This is a genomic window from Lentzea sp. NPDC020367, from assembly GCF_044387305.1.
Taxonomy (GTDB): Bacteria; Actinomycetota; Actinomycetes; order Mycobacteriales; family Pseudonocardiaceae; genus Lentzea.
This window is the reverse complement of record NZ_JBIRVV010000002.1, coordinates 1,243,155-1,265,343: the sequence shown is the minus strand read 5'-3', so window position 1 is coordinate 1,265,343 and position 22,189 is coordinate 1,243,155. Positions and strand designations below refer to the sequence as shown.

The following is a 22,189-nucleotide window of genomic DNA, read 5'->3' as shown; positions in this document are numbered from 1 at the left end:
ATGCCGTCGTGCAGGCCTCGATCCCGCAGGCATGACGTTGTTGAGACACCAGACGAACGCGGTGTACCTGCTGGCCACAGCGCCGGTGGTCATCAAGGTCGTTCGTCCGGGCATCCTGCACACCGAAGACGTGGTCAAGTTGGTGCGCTGGCTGACAGCGTCCCGGGTTCCCACGGCCACGCTTCTCGACATTGAACTGCCGCTTCAGATCGCTGGTTGTGCGGTCACCCTGTGGCGGTTTCTTCCGCAAGACCGAGCGATCACCGCCTGGGAAATCGCGGAACCGCTGTTGTCCTTGCACGGCTTGGAGAATGTGCCGTTCGAGCTGCCGCGGCTCGACGCTCCAGGTGCGATCCGGCGCTCGATCGAGACCAGCGCGCTGCTCTCGGATGGCGAACGGGCGCTGCTGGAAGAGCGGCTCGAAGCTCTTCGCCTCCGGCTCAAGCACGTTGATGCGACTCGGGATCACCTCATCCACGGCGATCCGCAGCACCGAAACACGTTATGGGACAACGATGTTCAGGTGGCGGTCCTCATCGACTGGGAGAGTGCAGTGTTCGGCCCCGTGGAGTGGGATCTCGTGACGATCGAGGTCCACTGCCGCAGGTTCGGGTTCGCGCACACCGAGTACGACGAGTTCTGCGAGCGCTACGGACGTGACGTCCGCGAATGGTCCGGCTACAGCACGTTCAGGGACCTGCGTGAGCTGAGGATGATCACGACGAACGCTCGGAAGTCGGCCGTGGGGAGTCCGCAGGCCGAGGAGGTGCATCGGCGCATCGCGCAGCTGGACGACGACCCGAGCTCCAGGTGGTTCATTCTCTGAGGGTCAGTCGGACAGGCTGAGCGGCGATGCGCTGAAGGTGCCCGCCAAGAGGTCGTCCACCAGAACGGAGAGCGTGGCCGGAAGCAGCTTGGCGGTGGAGGCGCGCAGGTCGGCGGCAGACCACCAGCGCCGCTCGATCAGGCCGGCCTTTTCGTTCTCGGTGGGCTTGAGCGCGACCTTCGGCGCCGTGTCCGTGATGCGACAGAAGAACACGTGGTCGACACGGTGATGGTCGCGGCCCTTGTAGTGGAAGCGGGACTCCCGGACCCACAGCTTGCGTCCCAGCGTCGGAAGTACGAGTCCGGTCTCCTCCGCTACCTCTCGGCGAGCGGCATCTTCAGGCTTCTCGCCCTCGTCGATGCCGCCGCCCGGAAGCTCCCACCAGTCGTGGCCGCGGTCCTGCGGGTCGCAGGCGTGGATGAGTAGCACGCGGTCGTCGGCGTCGAGCAGCAGCACCCGTGCGCCGATTCGTGGGGTGGTGACGGTGGCGGACATCCGGCAGGCATTCCTCGCGGTCGGCTGGCGGGCGGCAGCCTGCGCGAGTGGGTACCGGAGATCAGAAGAGCGTCGGCTCCGGTTCGGTGAGCGCGTCGACCGCCTTGGCGGGGTCAGACGTTAGCGTTCGGTTTGCGCTCAGCCCAAACCGGACGGCGAGTCCCGAGTGATCGGTGAGGCGGGTGCCGTCGTCGGTGTTTTCTCTGGTCTCGTGGACGTATTCGCACGTCACGAGCTGGTCGACGAGGGCTGGCGACCCGTGGGCGTGGTCGTAGCGGTAGCCGAGTTCGGGGCGGCGGGCCCAGCTGTGTTCGACCTGGTCAGGGTGCAGTTGTCGGAACAGGTCGGCGAGGCCGTGCCGTTCGGTGAGGTCCGTGTAGAAGTCGTACTCGAATGGTGCGAACTGGCCGCGGTGGGCGGGCTGGTGATCGGGTTCGAGCACGTTGAGGTCGCCGATTAGCAACACCGGTGTGTTCGACGCCGTCCGGTTCAGCGCTTCGTGGAACCGGACGATCCAGGTCTTCTTGCGCTCGGTCTTCTCCTCGGTGGCGTCTCGGGACGGCACGTAGGCGCCGATGACGCGGAGTTGGCCCTGATCGGTGTCGATGACGACGCCGGCGGCGCGGGCGGGCAGGTAGTCCAGCGCTGCGCCAAGTGGATCGAGCGTTGTACTGATCTTGCTGATGATCATCACGCCGAGCTCGCCTGGGGCGTGCTCGGGGAAGGTCACCGAGTACCCGGCGTTCGCGAAGGTCTTCGCTAGGAACTCACTGCCTGCGGTGGCTTTGGTCTCGGTCAGGACCAGGACGTCCTCGGGACGTGCTGCGAGCCACCGCAGTTGCCGTTGAGCGCGCTCGACGGACGGGGCCCCGACGTTGACGGTGAGCAGGCTCAGGGACATACCGCGATCTTCTCCTCAAGCACGTGGTGAACGAGGGACAGGATCCTCGCCGCGATCGTGGCCGCATCGTCGGAGGTGCAGTCCAACACTTCGACGGGCCACCCTTTGTCCTGCAGGTCCACGACCGCGTGAGCGTAGAGCCCGGACTCCATGTCGCTGTTGTCTTCGGCGCGTTCGAAGCGGCTGTGTCCGCCGCGTGCCCGGAGTCGATGGTCGATCACGGCGGGGTCGCCGTTAAGGACGACGGAGAGGTCCGGTCGGTAGATCCCGCGGTTGAGCTGCCACACGGTCTCGGCGGACAGGCCGTCGAGCCCCTGCAGGACGATGGAGGAGGCGACGTAGCGATCGCAGACGACCACCTGTCCCTCCCGCAGCGCGGGCTTGATCTCAGCATCGAGCTGCTGGTGGCGGTCAGCCGCGCACAGGCAGGCCAGAGCCATTCCCTGATAGGTATCCGTGCCGTACCGCGCGAGTTCGCCCAGCGGAGCGCGCGAAGGCTGCGCGGTGAGGTGTACCGGGAGACCTTGGGCGGCCAAAGCGTCGGCGATCAGCTTCGCTGCGGTGGACTTACCCGCACCGCCAGGGCCGTCCAGCGTGATCAGCGTTCCCGGCAATCGCCGAGGCTCGTCCAGGAGGGTGGTCATGCCGGCATCAGCGGCAGCAGCCGACGTTCCGCCGAAACCTGACCAGTCGTCGTGACCGGGCACTGCTCCGCATCGACATCGCCGATTCGTCCGCCGGACGCGACGACCGCGGCAGGGCAGCCCTTTCCGCAGCCGGACGCCATTGAGCACGAGCCGCAGGTGCTGTTGGTGCCGACCTGATAGCGGTCGTGGAATCGGTAGTTGTCCAGACGGCGAGCGATGTCCGTGTCGGTGAAGACGTTCCCGACGATGAACTCGGTGTCGGCGTGCTGGGACGCTGGTGTTCTGGCAGCGAACACCAGGTACGGGCACACCGTTACCTCCCCTGGCGTGAACACGTAGATGATCGTTCCAGCCTCGCAGCCCGAGAGCGGCTTGCCGGCGGTGTTCGGGAAGCGGATGTGCGCGATGTCGAGATCCGGACCGGCGAACGGCTCGGTCAACGCATGTATCTCCTGCATGTGCATCGTCGTCTTCGCGAGCCGCTCCTGTGACTTGACGCCCCGGCCCATGCTGCCCAGCGGGTTGAGCAGGACGTAGCGCGCTCCGTTGGCGCGGGCGAACTCGCACAGAGCGGCGTACTCCTCGTTCTGTGCCAAGGAGTTCGGCGTGCACAGCAGGCCTTGGAGGATCCCGGCCTCACCCAGCTTCTTCACGGTGGCGACCGTGACGTCGAAGCTGCCTCGATCGCCGCGAAACTTCCCGTGCGAGCTGGCGGCGAATCCGTCGAGAGAGACGTTGCAGTGCACGTCGAGTTCGGCGAGCTCGGTGATCTGTTCGTCAGCGAGGGTGGTGGCGTTCGTGCAGATCCCGACGTCCATGCCAGCCGAGCGAAAGGCGCGCACGATCGCCATGAAGTCAGGGTGGATCGTCGGTTCGCCGCCGGTGAGCGTGACCCTTTCGACTCGGGCTTCTGCCAGCTGAGGGATCACATTGGCCACGATCTTGTCCAGCGGCATCTGTTTGCCGACGCGGGTCGCAGACACGAAGCAATGGGCGCAGCGCAGGTTGCAGTCCTCGTTGATCTGCACCAGAGCCTTGCGGTTCGGACTGTCCACTGTGGTCCGGAAGTAACAGGAGCTGGCAAGCGCGGCCTCGGCGATGCTTCGGGTCCCGGTCATGGTGAACCTCCTCGTCCGCAGCAGGCGACACGCCAATGCTGCTGATGATCGAGTGCTGGATCGAGCACCCCGAATAGATGTTCGGAAGTACAGTAGAGCGACTTTAGATGTCCGAGTGGACATCTTTTGGATAGTTCGAGTACAACTGCGAACAGCAACAACTCAATTGTTTGACCGGACAACACGCACGTCAGGCCGTGTTCCTCGGTCCGCTGAAACCCGGAGGTGACGGTGCCCGACACCGGAGACGAAGTCGATGTTGAGGAACTGCTGGCGACGTTGCTGATGTGCCCGCCAGAGATGCTCGACGTCAGTCTCGATCAGCTCCGCACCCTCGCCGTCGTGCACACGACCGGCACGGCTCAGCGCGCGGCGCGCGTTCTGGGACGCGAGCAATCCAGCGTGCAGAAGCAGATCGACAACCTCAACCGCGCGGCGACCCGTCTCGTCGGCGAGGCGCTCGTGGTGAAACAGGGGCGGGGTAAGGACTTCCTCTTCACGCAGTCAGGCGAGGAGGTGGTCGAGCTGGCGATTCAGACTCTGGCCTCGTGGACGGACAGCCTGCACCGCAGCCGACGACGGCTTGGTTCCACCGTCACCTTCGGCACCACCGAGTTCACCGTCGAGTTCCTCGGAGCTGTGTGGCCAGGGCTGCGAGAGGACTTCGAGCGCCGCGGAATCCAGCTCAACATCGAGCACGTCCGCACCCGCGATCTATGGCGCAAGCTCGACGCGAAGAAGGTCGACATGGTCTGCGGCAGCTTCTCGGCCCTCGTGGGACAGCCGCCCCAGCTCGACTACGACTTCCTCGAATGGCACCGAGAAGGAGTCGCGCTGCTCACCAACCTCACCACGCGCGAGCTGCCGGACACCCCGGTGTCCGTTGGCAAACTGCCCAGCCTGCCGTTGCTCGCCCCGACGGCGGGCCTTCTGGCTCAGTTCCTCGGCCGCTGGTACGGCCCCGACTACCGCGGCAAACTCGACGTCATCGCCGACATCGACTCCCTCAACTACGGTCTGAACCTGCTCAACGCCGAGCTGCTGCACGGCTGCATGATCACGACCGAACGAGTTGCTGACGCGGTCCTCGAAGGTCGGCTGCCTGGCCGTGGCCTTCGCAAGATCGAGCTGGCAGACGACTACGAACCCGCTCTTGAAATCGTCACCGGGATCTTCGCGCGCAAGGGCGAGCGCGTTCGCTACGCCGCGGACCACCCACTCAACCTCCTGTGGAGGGCCTTCGCCGAAGCCAGCCCCGCTGGGTCAGTGTCGACAGCCCTGCCTGGGTAGAAGTTGGATGCTCCCAACTAAGTGATTCACTCAACTGAATGAACTGAGAGTCGCAGCGTCAGCTTCTTGGAGAAGCTCCAAGCGAAGCCCGGTTGGCGGAGTTAGCCTGCCTGAGCAGGCCAATCTTCGACCGGGGGGACGGAGCGATGGCGGCTGACTGGCTGTTGGTCGAGACATTTGGCGGGGTTCGGCAGGAGCCGACGGTGCTCGCGGTCGGGAACAACCCGAAGAACATGGTGTCGGTTCACTCAGTGCTCGGACGGGGGCCATTTCTCCCAGACGTGCTAGGCGCGATCGCACGAGTGGTCATAGGGCGCGAGCGGGTCGAGGCGCGATCAACGACGGGCAAACGTCGAGTGATCGCCTACCCGCTGCTCGCTTATGGCGGTGAGGCTGTCCACGGCGTCCAGCTGTGGGTGGGGCCGCTGGGCGAAGATCCGCCGCCGCGGCCTGCCGCCGGCGCCTGGCACATCAACCTCGCGCGACACGTCAGCAGCAGGTCCGACGACTTGCTGCGGCTCTACGGGACGCGGGCGGACAGGTGGCGAAACGAGCATGACCTGGCTGAGCTCTTCGCCTACCAGCGGCTCCAGACCAACTCGGACGAGTCGAAGGCGCTGGCGCTCATAGTCAACGCGACCGCGGGTGCGGAGCACCTGGCCACCTGGACCGTGAACCGGGATGACGGGGTCAGGCGCGCGGTGCGCTTCGCGTGCCGGTGTGTGGAGGCGCAGACTCCAGGTGGCCGGGTCGAGCTCGTCGTTCGCGGGATCACCTACGACATCGGGCCTGCCGAGGCCGTGCCGGCTGCGCCGCCACCCATGCCGGTCCTGCTCGCTCAGCAGGTCCTCGCGGCCGAGGCCAGACCGGGGCGTTGGCGGGCGATCGTCGACCTCCGCACGATGCGACTCCTGAAGTGGGTCGACAACCCCATGCCCGGCGTCGCGTGGACCCTTGGCACGTCGCATCGCCCCGGCATCCACCGCGAGGACCTGCGCACCGCGCTCGGGCTCTCCGACGAGCTGGCTTCGAGTGGCCGGGCCAAGGGGGTGCTGCGGCTTCGAGCGGAGGACGGCGGCTGGATGACGACGAACGTCTCCGCAGCGCTCATGGCGTTGGACCAGCACACCACCGCCGCGCTCGTCACCCTGACCCTGTCCGAACGTGGGAAGGTCGGCTGAGTTGCCGGCCACGGGGAAGGTGCTGGATCTTGAGCTGTTTCGAGGACAAGGTCTCGGTGATCACCGGCGCTGGTGCGGGAATCGGTCGCGCACTTGCCGTTGAGCTCGCCCGACGTGGAGCTCGACTCTCGCTGCTCGATCGCGATGCCGCTGGACTGGAGGAGACGGCCCGCCGTTGCGAGGCGATCGGGGCGCGAGCGCTTGCGCAGGTCGTTGACGTGACGGACTGGGAAGGGCTGCGGGCCGCGGCGGAGGTGGCCGAGTCCGAGTTGGGCGGGGTCGACTCGGTGTTCGCGGCAGCCGGAGTCATCCACCGGGGCAGCCTGCTCGACTCCGACGTCGCCGACATCGAGCGCGTCATGGCGGTGAACTGGCAGGGGCTGATGTACACCGTCAAGGCACACCTCCCGTTCATCCTCAGGTCGACGGGCGGCCGGGTCGTCACGTTTTCGAGCGCGTTCGGCCTCGTGGCGACCTCGAAGTACACCGCGTACAACTCGTCGAAGTTCGCGGTCCGCGGCTTCAGCGAGGCGTTGCGCCAGGAGCTCGCCGATGCCGGCAGCGGGATCTCGGTGACATGCGTGTTCCCTGGCGGTGTGCGGACCTCGATCGTCAGCAACGGAACCTTCGCGGCCGCAGAGAACCGGGACGCCGTTGTCAGGGGCTTCGAGAAGAAGGTCGCCCGCACCGAACCGGAGGAGGCGGCGCTGATCGTCCTAAGTGGAGCTGAACGTCGCCGTGCGCGAGTCTTCGTGGGGGCCGACGCGCGCATGGTGGCTGTCCTCGCTCGTCTTGCCGGCGGCCACTACCAAGATCTGATGCCATTTGCGGAACGGTTGCTCGGGCGCCGCCGCGGTCAGTGACGAGCAGGTTCGGCGATACCGGTTGACGTGATCGCCGTCACTGCTTACGCTAGGCCAATCGGACTATTCCGATTGGGTTGGCTTTGTCGCTATCGAGCTGATCCCTGAAACGCAGACGTGAGGCAGTCCTGGGCTGGCCTCGAACGCGATCGGGGATCACGATGTCTCGGCGACCATCCGCTACCAGCAACCATCTTCTGCTGCTCCGCAACGTGTTGTTGCACCTGCCGGCGTTGATCACCCCCTTCGGACTTTCAACTGGAGGGCGTGATGCTCGCGTTGTCCTACAGTCTGCTCGGCTTGGCCTCGGGGCCGCTGGTGGTGCTCACCGCCTGCTCGATCACGCGGTGCGAGCCGGTGTCCTGGCCGTGGGGCAGCTGGCCCGCGAAGACCACTTCCCTTGCTGCGAGCCTGTTTCTGGGTTCCTCGCTGACCTATGTAGCGCTGGTGGCACCGCGGCCTGCGGAGCCAATGGCGTGGCTGCTGATCGTGGGAACTGTGCTCGCCTTGGTCGATTGGATCCGTCATCTCCTGCCGCACAAGGTCGTCGGCGCGTTGTTCTTCGGCGGCCTGGTGTTGATCAGTGCCGAGGCTTTGTCGCAGCGCGACTTCGCGCCGCTGCTTCGAGCGGGAGTTGCCAGCGTCGTCGTGTTCATGGCCGGATTGGCTCTCTACCAGAGGTTTGCTGCCGAGCTCGGGTTCGGCGACGTCACGCTTACCGCGGCCTTGGCGCTGTACCTGGGTTGGTGCGGCTGGATGTGTGTCGTTTTAGGACTCGCCGTGGGCTTGCTGCTGGTCTGGATCGTCATGCGAATGCTGCTCGTGGCGAAGCGGGTTGGTCGTCACGATCCAGTAGCGCTCGGGCCGGCACTCCTCAGCGGAGCCGTCTACGTGATGTTGCAGGCCTGACGGAGGCTGCGTGATGTGCCTGCCGTTCGCGGAAACCGATCCCGTCATCGCCTACGAAGCGCCAAGAGCGCTTCACCGTGCCTGCGCGACTTTCGTGTTCATCGTGCTGCTCGCGCACGCCGAAGAACTCCGCCCGGAAGTCACATTTACTCCGGGCGTCCGAGTCGAGGTGGTCTCCGTGCCCCCAAACGAGGCCACCTCGACGCCAACTTCCACTGTGCCGACATGGAGGCCGCGATGAAGAAGACCACGACGTTGTTCGCGCTTGGCGGCGTGCTGGTAGCGGCGAGCGCATGCGACCGAGGACCTGCGCCGTCCACCTCGCCGACCGAGACGACCTCCGTAGCGAAGCCGGCCGAGCTGGCGCGTACGAACGCGGGCAGCGCCTACCGAGGGATGTGGGAGGGCTTCGCCGATGCGGGAACCACTGCGGACCCGGACTCACAGCTGCTCGGGCAGCACGCGGCTGGCGCTGCATTGGACAAGCTGAAACGAAGTCTGCGGTCGGATCGGGAGAAAGGCCTGGTGAGCAAGGGAAAACCGATCCTCGACCCGAAGGTGTCGGACGCGCAGCCGGCGGACGTCCCGACGAGGGTCGTGATCACCGACTGCGGAGACTCGACGAACTGGCTCAAGTACCGCAAGGACAGCGACCTGCTCGCCGACGACGTACCGGGCGGACGGCGGCTCATCAAGGCCGCGGTCGACAAGCAGCCGGACGGCACGTGGAAGGTCTCGGACTACGCCGTCCACGAGATCGGGAGTTGTTGAGCGATGCGACGAACAATCGTTCCCGTGGCACTCGCGGTAGCGCTTCTTCTTGTCGCTTCACCACCTGTGGTTGCGGATGATGCCTGGGGCGTAACCACTTGCGCTCAGGAGTCGTCGCCTTGGTGCCAGGTCTCGGCTGGAGGACGCCCGGACGGTTCGACGAGTCACGGTCAGCGCCCGGTGGGCGGCCAGGAACAGAACGGCGACGACAAACTGCTCGGCTGCCGGTACGTGCCCGCTGGACCAGGACCCGGTCAGGAGACGCCGAAGGAGCCCGGCGGGTGGTTCATGCTGCTGTGCTCCCCGGACGGGAAGGACCCGGACTCCCGCGGTCCGATCTGGGTTCCAGCAGGTGCTGACGCTCCGCCGCCCAGCCCGGAGCAGGTCGCGGAGATGGCACGCAAGCGGTTGCGGCTGCCCATGCCGAAGATCCGCGCGAACCCGGCTGGAGAGCAGCTGGTCAACCTGCCCACCTGGATGTGGCTGGACCGGGACAGCTGGGGCGACATCTCGGCCAGGGCGTCTGTGCCAGGTGTGTCGGTCACGGCCACCGCGAAGCCTCAGTCCGCCACCTGGTCGATGGGCGACGGCAGCTCGGTGACGTGCACCAGCTCGGGAACGCCGTTCTCTGCCGGAGGTGACCCGAAGAGCGCCTCACCCGACTGCGGGCACACGTACAGGTCCTCCTCAGCTGGGCGGCCGGCGCAAGCCTTCCTGGTGAGCGTGAAGGTGCAGTGGACCGTGACCTGGTCCGGCGCGGGACAGAGCGGGACGTTCCCGAACCTGTCGACCACCGCCTCGGCTTCGTTCCGCGTGGCCGAGAGCCAGGGGATCACGACCGGCTGATCCCTTCGCTTTTCAGCTCGTCAAAAACATCCGCTAGTTCAAGGCACGTCGAACTGCTCAACCGACGTGTCTCGATGGAGCCATGCCAAAAAGGGGGCCCGAAAATGACCGCGACCAACACCAAAACGCCGTCCCAGACCTCGACGTGGGTCGCACGCGACGGCAAGACACGTAAGCGATGGACCGGCCGCCGCCGTCGGATTCCACATCTGCTGCTGGGACTCGTGCTGATTCCTGCCTGTGGCTTCGGAGGAGCGGTGCTCGCAACCGAGCTGGGAGACAGGGAGAGCGTTCTCGCCCTGTCACGGCCTGTCACGGCAGGCCAAGTCCTGGCCGCGCAGGACCTTCGCCCAATCGCCGTCGCGGTCGACGTCGGGATGGACGTGATCGTTGCTTCGGCCGCACCGACGACCGTCGGGCAGCCTCTCGCCTACAGCCTGCCCGAGGGGACCCTGGTGACGCGGTCGATGCTCGGCGCTCCGCAGATTCCCGAGCAGGGCAAAGCGATCGCCGCGGTCGGGCTCAAGCCTGGGCAGTTTCCTCCCGACCTGTCGGCAGGCACGACCGTGGCCGTTCTGCTGGCGACAGGACAAGGAACACCGGACGTGGCCGCGAAGTCTTGGACCGCGGTGGTGCTCGGCGTCTCGGGACGCGAGAACGAGCAGACCACCGTCGTCTCGCTGCGAATGTCCGAAACAGACGGTCGGGCGCTGCTGCTGGCGCCGGCTGGCCAGGTGAGTCTGCTCGCGATCGCAGGAGGGAACCGCTGATGCTCATCGCCGTCAGCTCCTTGAAAGCCTCTCCGGGCGTAACCACGCTCGCCGTGGCGCTCGGCGCCCGCTGGCCTGGTCCTGAGGTCCCGGTCGTCGTCGAGGCCGACCCTGCCGGAGGTGACCTGCTCACCAGATTCCGGCTGAGCCCCGAGCCGACCTTGGTCGGCTTGGCCGCCTCGACCCGGACCCGTGGCAACCTCGACCCGGACCAGCTCGTCCAGCACGCTCAGTTCCTCCCCGGCGGACTTCGAGTGGTCCCTGGACCTGTCGGAGCTGAGCAAGCTCGCGCAGCACTGAGCCTGCTGGCGACAGGCCCGCCATCGCCATTGCGGCGCACTGGTGATCGGCCGGACACCGTCGTGATCGCCGACTGCGGGCGAGTAGACCCGGCTTCTCCGTCGCTGTCGGTCATCCGCAGCGCTGACGCGATGCTGCTTGTCGTCCGTCCGCGGGAGGAGGAACTCGCCCGTGTCGCGCTGAAGCTCCAGGCCGCTCAGCAGTGGTCGCCACGGCCTTGCCTGGTGTTGGTCGGGGGAGGCCTCAGCTTGAACCAGGTGTGCCAGGAGCTGCGCGTCCCGGTGATGGCACACATCCCGCACGACGTGAAGGGTGCGGAAGCTCTGTGCGGTCAGGGAGACGGCAGGAACGGACCGAAGAAGTCCGCTCTCGGCAGAGCCGCTTTCAAGCTCGCACTGAGTCTGCACGCGCGTTTGAACGCCACCGTGCCACAGCCGCGAGAACCCGCCCGCCACTTGGCGCCGTTTGCCGCGCTGCAGCCCGTTGTGGCCCACCGAGACGGAGCTTCGTCATGACCTCGCCGAATCTCAACGGCACCAGCCTGGCCGGGCCGTCCGACCTGCCTCACCACGTCGCCGGAGAGGCGGCAGCGGTGCAGCGGCTGCGCGATCACCTGCGCAGCGCGCTCACTGAGCAGCTCGGCCAGCGCATCAATGGCGATGAAGCCGCTGGACGACCGCCGATGACTGCGCAGGACCGTCGGCGTTTCGCGGAAGCGATCCTCACCGACGCTGCTGAGGCACACGCTCGCGCGGAACTCCACAACACCGCGGCCGGCGGCATGCTGGTCACGCCCGACGTGGAGCTGCGCCTGATCAAACAGGTGCTGGACGAAGTCTTCGGGCTGGCGGGTCTGGAGCCGCTGCTGGCCGACCACGAGATCGAGAACATCAACATCAACGGCGAGCGCGTCTTCGTCAGGTGCGCCGATGGCAGCCGCAAGCGCTTGCCGCCGGTGGTCGGGTCAGACACCGAGCTGATCGAGCTCATCCGAGACCTGGCTACCCGGTCTGGTGTGGAGGAACGCAGGTTCGACCGCGGCTCGCCGATCGTGAACTTCCAGCTACCCGGCGGCGAACGGGTCTCCGCGGTCATGGCCGTCACCGCGCGCCCGTCGGTCTCGATCCGCCGCCATCGCTTCTCCACGGTGGATCTCGCGGAGCTGCGCGAGCTCGGAACCATTGATCTGGCGCTGGAGAGCTTCCTGTCCGCTCTCGTGCGTGCCCGTCGCAACGTTCTGGTCACCGGCGGCACGTCGATCGGCAAGACCACGATGCTGCGCGGCCTGGCCTCGGCCATCCCGTCGTGGGAGCGGCTCGTCACCGTCGAGGATGTCTTCGAACTCGGCTTGGGCGGGGACCCAGATCTCCATCCGGACGTCGTGGCGCTGCAAGCCCGCGAGCCGAACATCGAGGGCCAGGGCGGGATCTCGATGTCGGACCTGGTGTGGCAGTCGCTGCGGATGAGCCCGGACCGCGTGATCGTCGGAGAGGTTCGCGGCCCCGAGGTCATCCCGCTGACCAACGCGATGTCCATGGGCAACGACGGCTCGATGGGCACCCTGCACTCCAGCTCCAGCCAGGGCGCGTTCGCCAAGCTCGCCGCCTACGCCGTCCAAGGGCTCGAGCGGCTGCCGATCGAGGCGACCAACCTGCTCGTCGCCTCGGCGCTTCACTTCGTCGTGCACCTGGACAAGCCGCGTGGCGACGACGGCAAGCGCGTCGTGTCGTCAGTACGGGAGGTGGTCGGGGCCGAAGGGGCGCAGATCATCAGCAACGAGTGCTGGCGCCCAGGCCCGGACCGACGCGCGGTCCCAGCCGCGCCGTTGCGAACCGACACCGTCGAACTGCTCGTCGAGGCGGGCTACGACCCCGAGCTGTGCGACCGGCGTGACGGCTGGTGGACGCCATGACCACGACCACGCTGCTGTTCGCCCTGCTCGGTGCCGGCGCCGCTACCGGCGTCCTGCTCGTCGTCATCGGCCTGCGCGGCCAGCCCGAAGGCGAGGCACGACCGGCCGCTCTTGCAATGCACCTCGACCGGAAGGTCGTCGGTCGTCTCGCCGTCGTGCTGCTCGTCGGCATCGGGGTGGGGATGTTCACCGGCTGGGTGGTGGGCGCCGCCCTGTGTGCAGCCGCGGTGCTCGGTCTTCCGCGGATTCTGGCGTCGAACGTCGACCACCAACGGCAGCTCGAACGCATTGAGGCGATCGCCGGCTGGACGGAGATGCTCCGCGACACGCTCATGGCCGCGGCTGGTCTGGAACAGGCGATCATCGCCACCGCGTCCACCTGCCCGGAGCCGATCCGGGACGAGATCACGGCCCTCGCGATGAGGCTGGAACGCGGCGAGCGCCTGGCACCGGGACTTCGTGAACTCGCCGAGCAACTGCGCGACCCGACTGCGGACCTGGTCATCTCCGCACTCGTGCTGGCTTCCGACCACCAGGCCCGCCAGCTCGCGGACCTGCTCGGCGAGCTCGCTGTCGAGGCACGGGAGCAGGCGACGATGCGGATGCGCGTGGATGCCGGGCGCGCTCGCAGCCGGACCAGCGTGCGGCTCATCGTCGTCACGACGCTCGTGTTCGCAGCCGGCCTTGTGCTGTTCAACCGCGACTACCTCCGCCCGTTCGACTCCCCGGTCGGCCAGTTCGCGCTCTTGCTCGTCGGCGCGCTGTTCGCCACGGCGTTCGCGTGGATGACGAAGATCTCGCGGTTCCGCGAGTCGGACCGGTTCCTCACCGAACTGCGCTCGATCCGCACGCCTGAGTCCGTTGTGGACGAAGCGGCCACCAGCAAGGGAGCGACGACATGATCAGCATGGCGCTCTGGGGAGCCGGAATCGGGATCGGGCTGTGGATGCTCGCGGCATACGTCTTCCCTCCACGGCCGTCGCTACGCGCGCTGGTCGACCAGCTGCAGGCTGAACCCGCACCTGCGCCGATCCTCTCTGACGGTTCCAACGGCTGGGCCTCGGCTGTCGGCAAGCCGTTCGTGAACACCCTGTCCTCGCTCGGACTGCCCAGCAAGGCGCTTCGAGGTGACCTCGCAGTCGTCGGCAAAGCCGTTGACGACCACCTGGCCGAGAAAGCTGCCCTCGCGGTGACCGGAAGCCTCCTGCCCCCGCTCGTGCAGCTGGTGCTGTTGGTCGCCGACGCAGGGCTCGGCTGGCAGATCCCCTTCCTGGCAAGCGTTTCGCTCGCATCCGGGGGCTTCTTCCTGCCCGACGTCCACGTTCGTCGGGAAGCCGAACGACGCCGTTCGACGTTCCGGTACGCCTTGTCGGCCTATCTCAACCTGATCCGGGTCCTGTTGGCGGGAGGAGCAGGTGTCGACGGAGCGCTGAACGTGGCAGTCGGAGTCGGCAAAGGCTGGGCGTTCGAACAGCTCCGTCGAGCCCTCATGACCGCCAAGCTCACCCGGAGCACTCCTTGGGCCGCCCTGCGCCAGCTCGGCACCGAGCTTGGCGTGCGACCGCTCACAGAGCTCGCCGCCTCGGTGAGCCTCGCCGGCACCGAAGGCGCTCGTGTCCGCGCCAGCCTGGCAGCGAAAGCCGGAGCTCTCCGCACGAGGGAACTAGCCCTCACCGAAGCCGAGGCACAGGCGGCCACCGAACGAATGAGCGTGCCGGTAGTCGTGCTTTGCGCCGGGTTCCTGATCTTCATCGGCTTCCCGGCAGTCCTGAACGTCTTGGAAGGGCTCTAAAGGGCCCGATCAGCCACTTAACGCAGCTAGGAGAGGTTCATGTCCATCGAGATCCAGATTCTCGTCCTCTACTTCGAAGCCGGTCTGGAGAGGGCCCGCCGCGACGACCGGGGCTACTCGACCGAGTTTGTCGTGACCACCGCGCTAGTGGTGGCCGCGGCGATCGCGATCGTGGCGGTCATCGTGGCCAAGGCCATCCAGAAGGCCAACAGCATCGAGTTGTAGGCGATGACCATGCTCAAGCTCATCCAGCGCGCTCGCCTCGATCAACGAGGAAGCGGTACAGCCGAGCTCGCGATCACCGCACCGCTGCTGTTCCTGCTGTTCCTGTTGATCGCGCAGTTCGCGCTGTACATGCACGCGGCCCACATCGCACAAACCGCAGCAGCGCAGGGCTTGTCCTCCACCCGTGTCCTGGGCGGGAGCGCTGGTGCCGGTACAGCAGCAGGGGAGCTGATCCTCGAACAGCTCGGTAACCGAACGCTGCGTGGCGCAACGGTTTCCGCACAACGCAGTCCAACACAGGCTTCCGTCCAGGTGCGCGGGAAGGCGGTCAGCGTGGTTCCGTTCCTGTCTCTCGCGGTGCACGCCGAGGCCGTCGGCCCGGTCGAGAGGTTCACCCCGGCGGTGTCGCCATGAATCCCGCTGTAGAAGCGCGACTGCGAGACGAACGAGGCTCCGCCGCAGCCGAGCTCGCTCTGGGAGCGCCGCTCTTGGTTCTCCTGCTGTTGTTCGTGGTGTTCTGCGGCCGGCTGGCCACCACCCAGGTACGAATCAGCGACGTCGCACACCAGGCCGTTCGAGCGGCAACATCAGCTCGAACGGCGGCCCAAGCCACCGCTGCCGCCCACGAGACCGCTGCCTCGGCGCTCGCGGCAGCGGGCGTCACCTGCCGGTCCTTGGCCGTCGCGATCGACACAGCCGGACTCCGGGCTGGTTCCACGGTGACCGCGACGGTCTCGTGCACCGTCGACCTCGGTGACCTGTCAGGGCTTGGAGTGCCCGGAAGCCGCACTCTCAACTGCACCTTCTCCTCGGTCGTCGACACCTGGCGCGGGACGTCGGGAGCTGCGCCATGAAGAGGTTCGAACGACTACGTGCTGACCAACGCGGCCAGGTCACTGCCTACGTGGTCACCATCGCGGTAGCTGCGTTCGCGTTCGGTGGCCTCGTGCTCGACGGCGGACTTGGGCTCGCTGCGAAGGTCCGCGCGATGGGGCAGGCACAAGAAGCCGCACGTGCTGGAGCGCAGGAGATCGACGTGGCCGCCTACCGAGCTGACGGCACCCTGCGACTCCTACCGGCCCGAGCCACCGCCGCGGCCCAGAACCACCTTGCCGCGTCACACCACACCGGATCGGTCTCGGTCACTGACAACACCGTCACCGTGACCGTGACGATCCACCAACGCTCCCAGCTTCTCAGCCTCTTCGCCGTGGACACGATCACGGTCACCGGCCGCGGGGAAGCACAACCGCAACGCGGAATCTCATAGCAGGAAGGAAAACGGAGATGGCAACGACTGACGACATCGCCCGCCGTGTTGAGGAAGCCGACTCCGCCCGCAGTGCGCGACGAACGAAAGCGGCCCTGCTCGTCGGCGAGCTCACGCACGAGCGCACCGCGGTGCTCCAGCGGCTCAGCGAGATCGACCAGCAGATCGGTGACGCGATCATGGACAACAACGACGTGATCGCTATCGACGAACTGGCTGCCTTCACTGAAACCCCTTCCGCAGACCTCGAACAGATCGTCAGCGCCCGCAAGCCGAACCGAGGAAGGCGCAAGCGGCGAACAGTGATTCCGTCCGCGGCGCCCGCAATCGCAGCTGATTCCGTTGCGCCGCAGGAAATCGATACGCCATGACCCACGAGTCGACGATGGTGAGCAGGTCCGTCATGCTCGCTATCGCCCGTGTGGTGCGAGGACTGCTTGCGCTAGTCGCGTTGTCCGCGCTCGTAGTCGGCCTGCCTTGGGCGCTGGCACACTTCGTCGGCTGGCCACTGCCCGACCACATGCCGACGTGGGGCGAGACTCAGACCACGTTGCTCAACCCCATGAGCGGCCAACTCTTCATCAACCTGCTCGCGATCATCTGCTGGATCTCCTGGCTCGGCTTCGCCTTGGCCGTCCTCCGCTCCATCTTCGATGTTCTCCGCGGCATGACCTGGGAAGCATCTCGGGCACGAGGACCGTTGCAAGCACTCGCCGGCACCCTTATTGGTGCCGTTGTGCTGACCCTCCTGACCAACCGCGCGCTGGCAACCACACCTGTTACTGGGCCAGATGTGCGCTTCCACGAGCCGATGTCCATCGCGGCGGTCGCACCCGCGGTGCCGGGCCCAGTGCTGCCCGCGGCGACTGGGGTGGTGGTCGATCGTGCGGAGCCTGCTCCGCCCGGTCTCGTGCGTGTCGTCGATGAGATCCGGCTTCCGCACAACGGGATCTACGACAGCTTGTGGAGGGTCGCCGAACGCGTCTACGGGCCAGGTGGTGGCGATCGCTGGCCTGAGCTCTTCCAGCTCAACTGCGGGGTCGAACAGGCGGACGGGCGTTCCCTCACCAGTCCCGACCTGGTGCGGCCAGGCTGGAAGATCGCCGCATACGTGCCGGAACCGGCAGGAGCTCAGCCACCGCAACTCCCACCGCCGACCAACGCGGCACCAAGCACATCCGTTGCACCCGCTCCGGTGGAGCGGGCCGACGAGCCACGTGATGATCAGGCGGTGCAGGGCATCGACCTGATGCCTGCCGTGTACGTGAGCGCTGGCTTGGCGGGGGCGATCTCGGCCGTGCTGGCGACGACGCAGATGCGCCGGCGACGTCGGTACCGGCTCGGCAGCGGGGACCGTGCGGACCTTCGTCGGCCAGCAGCGCCCGCAGTCCGCGCGCTGCAAGTCCTCCACCGGAACGATCAGGGGCAGCACGGCCACGAGATGGAACTCGTCGACTTCGATCCGCCCCAGCGGGAGCTTGGTGTGGCCGAAGTCGACGAGGTGGAGTCGTTCGGCGGTCCTGTGCCCGTGCCCGCAGCGGTTGGTTCGAGGCCAGAAGGCGAGTTCGCAGTGAACCTCGCCAGCACGCGCGGCATCGGGTTGGCCGGCCCAGGAGCGACCGCGGCAGTCCGAGCGCTCCTCCTGCACATCCTGGCGAAGCAGCAGGGTCACGAGAACCTTCGTGTGCTCGTGCCCGCCCAAGACCTCCATCTGCTCCTCGAAGGACTTGGTGCTGAATGCCTCCCGAAGTCCGTGGAAGTCGTTACCTCGCTGGACGCCGCACTCGATGAGATGGAGGCCTCCCTGCTCACTCGCGCACGTCGAGCAAGCGGAGCACCTCGGACTCCCACGCCCGCCGTCGTCCTGGTCGCCTGCCCCGTCGCACACGCCGAACGCCGGCTTCAGGCAGTGCTGGACAACGGATCCACCCTCGGCCTCGCCGGGATCCTCCTCGGCCAATGGCGGCCAGGCGCGACGGTGGCGGTTCGAGCTGACGGGACGGTGAGCGCCACCAGTTCTGGCCTCGGTGACGAGTTCGCCGGCGCGCGGCTGTTCCACCTGCCGGCCAAGGACGCCGCGGACCTGCTGACCGCTCTTCGGGAGGTTGAAGTCGACATAGGAATTCCGGAAGGGCTGAGTTCCGTCGATCAAGCCGACCTTGATCCGGGGTTCTCTGTTCCCGAACCTCGTGCGTGCGTGGTTGCGGACCGCATCACCGACGCCGCGCGACCACGGCTGTCGGTGAAGGTGTTCGGCCGCTTCCAGCTCGTGTTCGTGCAGACGGACTCCGAGGCTCGTGAGCTCAACGGCCTGCTCACCCCGAAGCACCGTGAAGTCCTTGTCCACCTGGCACTGCATCCGCAGGGCGTGCGACGCGAAGCCCTGAACGAGGCGGTGTGGCCGGATAGCAGGCCGCCGCGTCCGTACAACTCGTTCCACAACGCGTTGTCCGTGCTTCGCCGCGTGCTCGCGGACGCTACGGACGGCGTAGTGACCGACCTCGTGCTGAACGACGGCGGCCGCTACAGGCTGAATGATGAGCTCGCGGATGTAGACCTATGGCAGTTCCGCCGAGTACTCCAGGGATCGCAGCTGCAGGCCGCGGTTGACCTCTATGCGGGCGACCTCGCTGAAGACCTGTCGTCTCCATGGCTCGAACCGCTTCGAGAGTCCGCGCGCCGTGATGTGCTGGACGCTCTTGGCGCCTTGATCAGCGAGCACAACGGCGCAGACCCCAAGACCGAACTTCTCCTGCTTGAGCGGGCGCGAGAGCTCGATCAGTACAACGAAGGCGTCTATCGCGACATCATGCGCGTCCAGGCCCGGCTGGGGCAGCACAGCGCGGTGCCCCGAACGCTCGCCTTGCTGACCGCCACGCTCAGCGAGATCGACGCAGAGCCCAGCGTCGACACGTGCACTCTCGCCGAACTTCTCGGGCGGCAGACCGTCTCAGTCGATCACGCAGCCGTGTCCTGAACCGCTGCGGCCCTCCGCTTTCCAGCTCTACCAACCAGTTTCCAGATTGGAGCCAGTCCGATGAACCGTCGACTCGCCAGCGTGCTCAGTGCCGCAGCCATGTTCGCCGCGGCCGCTATCGCTGATCCCCAGGAGGCCGATGCTTCCGCCAGAATCATGCCGTCGCCCGGATGCGGCTTCGTTCCGTTGCCCCAACCGGTCGGAGAACTCACGGCGCGCTATTTCCACTGCGCTGACAGCTTCATCCTCATCAAGTTCCACTGGAGCGGAGGAAACACCGGGACGGCGTGTGAACCGCCTTGGGCCCAACACCCTTTCTTCCGCTCTGGCGGGCAAGTGGTCGTCAATGCCTACTACGTCTCAACGCCGCCCAACCTCATTGGCCCGCCTGGCAAACAGATGTGCTCGGTATCGCAACCTCGTGTCTAAGGGTAATCCCGCGTAGGATATGGGTCGTACGACAAATGCAATCCTGCCTGTCTGGTTATTCTCTGTTCTGAATGCTCGTGATCTTGTCTTTGTTTTTCTGTTTGTCGAACTTAAAATACGTGGCGCCTTCGTGACCCAGGTCGCGGAGGCGCCACGCTCATGAGTGGGCCCTGCTGGGCTTCCTGAGTACGGTCCTCTGTGGCTTCCCTCTAGGTGGAAGCCCTTGATGCAGACGACTCCGCTGGTCAAGGGTGGTTCTGGGGCTGCCCGTGTAGCACCCGACTCGGTGGCCGACAGGCGTTGGAACAGTCGACTTGGCTGGTGGTCGGCCCTCGTAACCCTCTGACCCCTTGGTTGCCTTGCGTGCGATGGTCTCCGCTTCCTTGTTCTCCCGTTTCCGCCGCCCAAGAATCGCTTAATATGCGCGTTCGAATTGGTCGTTGGCCGGTGCGCTCCGCATGATCGAAAGCGAGTAGGCGGCGAGAGAGAAGCGTGCCGGCGGATGAATGACCATTTCGGGTGAGGCGAGAAATTGGGGCTTGTGAAGTGTTGACTATGGATGTGTACTTCTACATGTCGACTCAACGACCAGAGGTCAACACTCTGGTTCGAGAGGGTGAGGACCAGGGCACGGCGTCCCTGTGAGCCCTTTCGAATCGGTCAGCGCCTCCCTTGTTGGTGTCGGTGGCAGCGATCAGTTCTTGGAAGCGCGAGCGACGGCTCTTGAACGTCTATTTGCGCTGGACTGAATCGCTACGTCATTCAGCCAATCTCTCTCGTCAAGCGGAGTGCTGCCATGACTATGACTCTGATCGATTGGTCTGCCCGTATTAGTGCGATGGCGGACGCTCTGTCGGTCCTGGACGGCGGATTCTCTGTAGATCCCAGCAGCGGTTCGGACGTTCGTTGCGGTTACGCGGTGGCGGTGCATCCGGAACTTGAGCGTGTCTACGAACGTCGCGTGACCAGCGGTGACATTCACGAGTATGTGTCGCGGTCGAAGGGTGCCCTCTCGCTGCCGGGCCGTGTCCTCGGCGGCTGGTGCGACCCCGTGACCGGTCGGGTCTACCTGGACGTCTCGGTCGTGACGGCGGAGCTGTCCGATGCGATGGCGCTCGCTGCGGAAACCGGTCAACTCGCGATCTTCGATTTCGCTGCCATGACGTCGATTCCGGTTCCTGCCCCGTCCGTGGCGTGAATCCTGAGGACTCCGGGGGCTGAGCTGCCATGCCTGAAACCCATGCGCACCCGTGGTTCCGGGTGCATCCGGTAGGCCACCAGAACATCGTCTGGCACTGGAACCAGGCCACGCGTGACGAGATCGCACAGGGGATGCGCTGGTACTCCGACGCGCACCACGTGGCAGCCGTGATCGCGGGCGGCAACGCCCATCTCGGCGCCGGAATGCTCGCGATCTACTCGCCGCAACAGGGGTGGATCGGCAACGTCCTGAACGCGGCCCGTGTCCTACGTGATGGCAAGGGGATCGGTGGCCCCGGCTGCGGGATGTTCGCCACTGCCGGACAGAAACGCGCGGCGGACCGGCTGCTCAACGGGGAGCGGTACGAGGACATCCTCAATGGACCGAAGATCCGCGACTTCGCCCACCTGATCGAGTTCGGCGGGGACCGTGATCCGGATGCACCGTGCGTGGTGATCGACCGCCACGCGCTGTCTGTGGCGCATGGTCGTGCGCTCACGTCCGAGGAGTACGAATCGGCGCCCGTGAGCGGGTCCCGCCGTAAAGACGGCTCGATCTCCCGCCGGCACTACGACCACGTGGTGAGCCTCTATCACCGCGCGGCAGAACGGATCTCCGCACTTGAAGGTGAGCACATCTCCGCCCACCAGGTGCAGGCCGTGACCTGGTTGGTCCGTCAACGGCTCAACCAGGAAGCGGAGCAACGACGCGGCCCGAACCGGTTGGACAAGGGCCGCAACAACGCTCGCGCCAACTCCGAGCGTGCGTGGAACGAGTTCAGGACCACCTACCTCCCCGACCTGGCCACGTGCCCTGGAACGGGATACCAGTCAGCCGCCTAAGTGAGGTTTCGCGATGAGTCGCAACAGTTCAGCCACCCATGACGCCCTTCGTGCGGAGCTCGAAAAGGAACGAGAGCGCGTCCGTTCCCTGGAGACGGTGAACCGCCTGCAGGCTGCCAGCCTCACGAGCTTGAGCGATCTCGCGGGGAACCTCCGCTGTCAGGTAGCCGACCTGCACGACGACACGTTGAGTTCGCAACCCATGTCGGCAAAGGGACTGCGCAACGTTACGGGACGCATGAGCGGCTTGGCAGACACACTGAGTCGCGCGGCAAGCGGCTATTCCGGAGTCCAGACCACGGACATGATCTACCCGACCGTTGACGATGATCTTCGCGCTCACAGGTGGACCCCGCGTCCGGACCGAGGACTGGACGGCACGTTGCCGCCGGTCCCGATCACTGAGCTGCTCGATCGACGCGGGTACGCGCGTGGGTGGCATCGTGGCCCACAGTGGATCACGTTGTGGTTCACCAGTCCGAGTTCGTTCGTCTTCGCTGACAGCAGTGACCACGGCCGGCTCAACGACGCTGACACGGTCCGTGCCTTGATCACTTCTCATCGGCCGTTGACCCCTGATGAGCTAGCCGATTGGGCTGCTGCGCAACAGGAGTCGCACGCGGT

The 22,189-nt window shown here is 66.1% G+C and carries 25 protein-coding genes; 21 read left to right on the top strand and 4 right to left on the bottom strand.

All coding sequences use genetic code 11. The features are described 5' to 3' along the window. The first annotated feature begins 61 nt into the window (after positions 1–61). Positions 62–826: an aminoglycoside phosphotransferase family protein gene (locus ACH413_RS12085; protein WP_360031196.1), complete on the top strand. Its 765-nt coding sequence runs from the start codon at positions 62–64 to the stop codon at positions 824–826. A gap of 3 nt (positions 827–829) precedes the next feature. Here ACH413_RS12085 and ACH413_RS12080 read toward each other — a convergent pair whose 3' ends face one another. From ACH413_RS12080 to ACH413_RS12065, 4 genes are all read right to left on the bottom strand, one after another. Continuing rightward, a complete protein-coding gene (locus ACH413_RS12080) occupies positions 830–1,321 on the bottom strand; it encodes an NUDIX domain-containing protein (RefSeq protein ID WP_360031194.1) in 492 nt (163 codons plus the stop codon). A gap of 61 nt (positions 1,322–1,382) precedes the next feature. Continuing rightward, positions 1,383–2,222, bottom strand: coding sequence for an endonuclease/exonuclease/phosphatase family protein (locus ACH413_RS12075; RefSeq protein ID WP_360031192.1), 840 nt, complete (start codon positions 2,220–2,222; stop codon positions 1,383–1,385). Further along, positions 2,213–2,866, bottom strand: a complete 654-nt coding sequence (tmk, locus tag ACH413_RS12070; protein ID WP_360031190.1) for a dTMP kinase — start codon at positions 2,864–2,866, stop codon at positions 2,213–2,215. Before tmk ends, ACH413_RS12075 begins: the two co-directional genes overlap by 10 nt. Further along, complete coding sequence (locus tag ACH413_RS12065) at positions 2,863–3,897, bottom strand: radical SAM protein (protein WP_360031188.1); 1,035 nt, start codon at positions 3,895–3,897, stop codon at positions 2,863–2,865. The genes tmk and ACH413_RS12065 overlap by 4 nt, the downstream gene beginning before the upstream one ends. A 321-nt stretch (positions 3,898–4,218) precedes the next feature. Between ACH413_RS12065 and ACH413_RS12060 the strand changes: the two genes are divergently transcribed. The 20 genes from ACH413_RS12060 (at position 4,219) to ACH413_RS11965 (ending at position 21,565) form a co-directional block, all read left to right on the top strand. Then, complete coding sequence (locus ACH413_RS12060; protein ID WP_360031186.1) at positions 4,219–5,277, top strand: LysR family transcriptional regulator; 1,059 nt, start codon at positions 4,219–4,221, stop codon at positions 5,275–5,277. A gap of 146 nt (positions 5,278–5,423) precedes the next feature. Further along, the gene (locus ACH413_RS12055; RefSeq protein ID WP_360031184.1) at positions 5,424–6,458 is read left to right on the top strand and encodes a GAF domain-containing protein; all 1,035 of its coding nucleotides are present in this window, start codon (positions 5,424–5,426) and stop codon (positions 6,456–6,458) included. A 29-nt stretch (positions 6,459–6,487) separates the two neighbouring features. Beyond that, positions 6,488–7,321 carry an SDR family NAD(P)-dependent oxidoreductase gene (locus ACH413_RS12050; RefSeq protein WP_360031182.1) on the top strand — a complete coding sequence of 278 codons (834 nt, stop codon included), beginning with the start codon at positions 6,488–6,490 and terminating at the stop codon, positions 7,319–7,321. A 270-nt stretch (positions 7,322–7,591) separates the two neighbouring features. Beyond that, positions 7,592–8,230, top strand: a complete 639-nt coding sequence (locus ACH413_RS12045; protein WP_360031276.1) for a prepilin peptidase — start codon at positions 7,592–7,594, stop codon at positions 8,228–8,230. A gap of 237 nt (positions 8,231–8,467) precedes the next feature. Then, positions 8,468–9,001, top strand: coding sequence for a hypothetical protein (locus ACH413_RS12040; RefSeq protein ID WP_360031180.1), 534 nt, complete (start codon positions 8,468–8,470; stop codon positions 8,999–9,001). A gap of 180 nt (positions 9,002–9,181) precedes the next feature. Beyond that, a complete protein-coding gene (locus ACH413_RS12035) occupies positions 9,182–9,847 on the top strand; it encodes a hypothetical protein (protein ID WP_360031178.1) in 666 nt (221 codons plus the stop codon). Positions 9,848–9,951: 104 nt separating this feature from the next. After that, complete coding sequence (locus tag ACH413_RS12030; RefSeq protein ID WP_360031176.1) at positions 9,952–10,617, top strand: hypothetical protein; 666 nt, start codon at positions 9,952–9,954, stop codon at positions 10,615–10,617. Beyond that, the gene (locus ACH413_RS12025) at positions 10,617–11,432 is read left to right on the top strand and encodes a chromosome partitioning protein (protein WP_360031174.1); all 816 of its coding nucleotides are present in this window, start codon (positions 10,617–10,619) and stop codon (positions 11,430–11,432) included. Before ACH413_RS12030 ends, ACH413_RS12025 begins: the two co-directional genes overlap by 1 nt. After that, entirely contained in the window at positions 11,429–12,829 is a 1,401-nt protein-coding gene (locus ACH413_RS12020; RefSeq protein ID WP_360031172.1) for an ATPase, T2SS/T4P/T4SS family, read from the top strand. The genes ACH413_RS12025 and ACH413_RS12020 overlap by 4 nt, the downstream gene beginning before the upstream one ends. Then, positions 12,826–13,731: a type II secretion system F family protein gene (locus ACH413_RS12015; protein ID WP_360031170.1), complete on the top strand. Its 906-nt coding sequence runs from the start codon at positions 12,826–12,828 to the stop codon at positions 13,729–13,731. The genes ACH413_RS12020 and ACH413_RS12015 overlap by 4 nt, the downstream gene beginning before the upstream one ends. Next, complete coding sequence (locus tag ACH413_RS12010; protein ID WP_360031169.1) at positions 13,728–14,621, top strand: type II secretion system F family protein; 894 nt, start codon at positions 13,728–13,730, stop codon at positions 14,619–14,621. Before ACH413_RS12015 ends, ACH413_RS12010 begins: the two co-directional genes overlap by 4 nt. Positions 14,622–14,660: 39 nt before the next feature. Next, on the top strand, positions 14,661–14,846 hold the full coding sequence (locus ACH413_RS12005) for a hypothetical protein (protein ID WP_360031167.1): 186 nt from the start codon (positions 14,661–14,663) through the stop codon (positions 14,844–14,846). Between the two features lie 3 nt (positions 14,847–14,849). After that, complete coding sequence (locus ACH413_RS12000) at positions 14,850–15,260, top strand: TadE/TadG family type IV pilus assembly protein (RefSeq protein ID WP_360031165.1); 411 nt, start codon at positions 14,850–14,852, stop codon at positions 15,258–15,260. Continuing rightward, entirely contained in the window at positions 15,257–15,700 is a 444-nt protein-coding gene (locus ACH413_RS11995) for a TadE/TadG family type IV pilus assembly protein (RefSeq protein ID WP_360031163.1), read from the top strand. The genes ACH413_RS12000 and ACH413_RS11995 overlap by 4 nt, the downstream gene beginning before the upstream one ends. After that, positions 15,697–16,116: a hypothetical protein gene (locus ACH413_RS11990; protein ID WP_360031161.1), complete on the top strand. Its 420-nt coding sequence runs from the start codon at positions 15,697–15,699 to the stop codon at positions 16,114–16,116. Before ACH413_RS11995 ends, ACH413_RS11990 begins: the two co-directional genes overlap by 4 nt. A 17-nt stretch (positions 16,117–16,133) precedes the next feature. Then, on the top strand, positions 16,134–16,487 hold the full coding sequence (locus tag ACH413_RS11985; RefSeq protein WP_360031159.1) for a hypothetical protein: 354 nt from the start codon (positions 16,134–16,136) through the stop codon (positions 16,485–16,487). Between the two features lie 860 nt (positions 16,488–17,347). Continuing rightward, a complete protein-coding gene (locus ACH413_RS11980; RefSeq protein ID WP_396424964.1) occupies positions 17,348–19,093 on the top strand; it encodes a BTAD domain-containing putative transcriptional regulator in 1,746 nt (581 codons plus the stop codon). A 60-nt stretch (positions 19,094–19,153) separates the two neighbouring features. After that, positions 19,154–19,522 (top strand): DUF6355 family natural product biosynthesis protein, encoded by a 369-nt coding sequence (locus ACH413_RS11975; protein WP_360031156.1) that lies wholly within the window; start codon positions 19,154–19,156, stop codon positions 19,520–19,522. 838 nt (positions 19,523–20,360) lie between these two features. Further along, complete coding sequence (locus ACH413_RS11970) at positions 20,361–20,720, top strand: hypothetical protein (RefSeq protein WP_360031154.1); 360 nt, start codon at positions 20,361–20,363, stop codon at positions 20,718–20,720. 29 nt (positions 20,721–20,749) lie between these two features. Next, positions 20,750–21,565 (top strand): hypothetical protein, encoded by an 816-nt coding sequence (locus tag ACH413_RS11965; RefSeq protein WP_360031152.1) that lies wholly within the window; start codon positions 20,750–20,752, stop codon positions 21,563–21,565. Positions 21,566–22,189 lie beyond the last annotated feature (624 nt).

Bases quoted from the DNA above. Each gene is read 5' to 3' on its own strand.
- ACH413_RS11970 (WP_360031154.1), top strand. From the start codon at position 20,361: ATGGCGGACGCTCTGTCGGTCCTGGACGGCGGATTCTCTGTAGATCCC.
- ACH413_RS11965 (WP_360031152.1), top strand. From the start codon at position 20,750: ATGCCTGAAACCCATGCGCACCCGTGGTTCCGGGTGCATCCGGTAGGC.
- ACH413_RS12020 (WP_360031172.1), top strand. From the start codon at position 11,429: ATGACCTCGCCGAATCTCAACGGCACCAGCCTGGCCGGGCCGTCCGAC.
- ACH413_RS11985 (WP_360031159.1), top strand. From the start codon at position 16,134: ATGGCAACGACTGACGACATCGCCCGCCGTGTTGAGGAAGCCGACTCC.
- ACH413_RS12040 (WP_360031180.1), top strand. From the start codon at position 8,468: ATGAAGAAGACCACGACGTTGTTCGCGCTTGGCGGCGTGCTGGTAGCG.
- ACH413_RS12005 (WP_360031167.1), top strand. From the start codon at position 14,661: ATGTCCATCGAGATCCAGATTCTCGTCCTCTACTTCGAAGCCGGTCTG.
- ACH413_RS12025 (WP_360031174.1), top strand. From the start codon at position 10,617: ATGCTCATCGCCGTCAGCTCCTTGAAAGCCTCTCCGGGCGTAACCACG.
- ACH413_RS11995 (WP_360031163.1), top strand. From the start codon at position 15,257: ATGAATCCCGCTGTAGAAGCGCGACTGCGAGACGAACGAGGCTCCGCC.
- ACH413_RS12030 (WP_360031176.1), top strand. From the start codon at position 9,952: ATGACCGCGACCAACACCAAAACGCCGTCCCAGACCTCGACGTGGGTC.
- tmk (WP_360031190.1), bottom strand. From the start codon at position 2,866: ATGACCACCCTCCTGGACGAGCCTCGGCGATTGCCGGGAACGCTGATC.
- ACH413_RS12010 (WP_360031169.1), top strand. From the start codon at position 13,728: ATGATCAGCATGGCGCTCTGGGGAGCCGGAATCGGGATCGGGCTGTGG.
- ACH413_RS12080 (WP_360031194.1), bottom strand. From the start codon at position 1,321: ATGTCCGCCACCGTCACCACCCCACGAATCGGCGCACGGGTGCTGCTG.
- ACH413_RS12075 (WP_360031192.1), bottom strand. From the start codon at position 2,222: ATGTCCCTGAGCCTGCTCACCGTCAACGTCGGGGCCCCGTCCGTCGAG.
- ACH413_RS12015 (WP_360031170.1), top strand. From the start codon at position 12,826: ATGACCACGACCACGCTGCTGTTCGCCCTGCTCGGTGCCGGCGCCGCT.
- ACH413_RS12000 (WP_360031165.1), top strand. From the start codon at position 14,850: ATGACCATGCTCAAGCTCATCCAGCGCGCTCGCCTCGATCAACGAGGA.
- ACH413_RS12055 (WP_360031184.1), top strand. From the start codon at position 5,424: ATGGCGGCTGACTGGCTGTTGGTCGAGACATTTGGCGGGGTTCGGCAG.
- ACH413_RS12045 (WP_360031276.1), top strand. From the start codon at position 7,592: ATGCTCGCGTTGTCCTACAGTCTGCTCGGCTTGGCCTCGGGGCCGCTG.
- ACH413_RS11975 (WP_360031156.1), top strand. From the start codon at position 19,154: ATGAACCGTCGACTCGCCAGCGTGCTCAGTGCCGCAGCCATGTTCGCC.
- ACH413_RS11990 (WP_360031161.1), top strand. From the start codon at position 15,697: ATGAAGAGGTTCGAACGACTACGTGCTGACCAACGCGGCCAGGTCACT.